This is a genomic window from Bartonella sp. OC16QHHD (genome assembly GCF_042194035.1).
Classification (GTDB): domain Bacteria; phylum Pseudomonadota; class Alphaproteobacteria; order Rhizobiales; family Rhizobiaceae; genus Bartonella.
In genome coordinates this window covers 1-1,247 of record NZ_JBHIMJ010000036.1, presented here as the reverse complement: position 1 = coordinate 1,247, position 1,247 = coordinate 1, and the positions used below count along the sequence as shown (strand labels likewise).

The 1,247-nt window shown below is 36.6% G+C and carries 1 protein-coding gene and 1 pseudogene; both read left to right on the top strand.

The features are described 5' to 3' along the window. Positions 1–434: 434 nt before the first annotated feature. The gene (locus ACFIK1_RS04935; protein ID WP_375633493.1) at positions 435–959 is read left to right on the top strand and encodes a hypothetical protein; all 525 of its coding nucleotides are present in this window, start codon (positions 435–437) and stop codon (positions 957–959) included. An 84-nt stretch (positions 960–1,043) separates the two neighbouring features. Beyond that, positions 1,044–1,247: pseudogene (locus ACFIK1_RS04930) on the top strand (hypothetical protein); the annotation flags it as partial.

Below are 1,247 nucleotides of genomic sequence, written 5' to 3'. Positions count from 1 at the left end.
TTTATTCATTCTTTCTCATGTTGCATACACGCAGTTTAATAAACATGTCCATTTACGCACTACATTTTTATACTAAAAACCAAAAGTAAAATTTAAAATCACTTGGTATTCAATTAGCTAGGTATCAAAATGAAAAAAATTGAAAAAAATAAAAAATACGTATTGACTTTAAAGAAAAGGTCGTTTATTAAGGTCGACAAGTGCTAAAAACACTTAGTGATAAGCGGATAAACCACGATAAGGTTTCTCCCATCTTCAAAGTACTGACTTTCTTTTATGCTATCATTGGCATATAACGGTTATGTCGGGTGTAGCTATGCCATACAATACCCTTCGCGAGGGAAAAGCATAGCGGCGGACTTATCACCGTGTTTTTAGCACCCGACGCCCTTATGGGCTGTTAATTAAAAACTTCATTGATAAGGATTACTAGCATGAACGCTACAGTTAAAAATCAAAAAACATCTCCAAAATATCAACTCACCAATCAAACAATTCTTCGTGAGGGTAAAAAACTTTATCGCATTAAGGCGTTAAGAGATTTTGGTGATGTTAAAGCTGGTCAACTTGGTGGCTATATTGAATCTGAAGAAAATCTTTCCCATGATGGTAATTGCTGGGTTGGTGATCAGGCCATTGTTGTGAGCCCTGGTCGTGTTTACGAAAATGCGCAGGTTTATGGCAATGCAGGTGTTGGTGGTTTTGTATATGGTAATGCTCGCGTCTACGATTCAGCAAAGGTTTTTGCCAATGCCCATGTGTATGATAATGCCCATGTTTTCGATAGTGCAAAAATTGTAAGTAAAGTGCATGTTTATGAAAATGCCAATGCATGTGGCATGGCTATTGTTACTAAGAATATTTGTGGTGACACAATGAATAATGTTTATACAGAACGCCTTTCTCCTTATGGTGAAATTTGCTTTGTTATGTGTCGTCCTCATAGGAAAACAGCTTAAATAACGGCGCGGGCGCGGCGGGGGCGCCTCCTTATAACCATTTCATTTAAAAATTTGTTTGAATATTAGATTAGGGAGCTACCTATGACCACTAAAAATGTATCTAAAAAATATGAGCTTATAAATGAAAGTCACGTTAAAGGGATTACTTTATACCGCATTCGTGCTTTAAAAGACTTTGCTGATGTTAAAGCAGGTGATTTAGGCGGCTTTATTGAAAAGGAAGATAACCTTTCTCATGATGGCAATTGCTGGGTTTATGATAATGCTTGTGTTGTAAAATCTGGT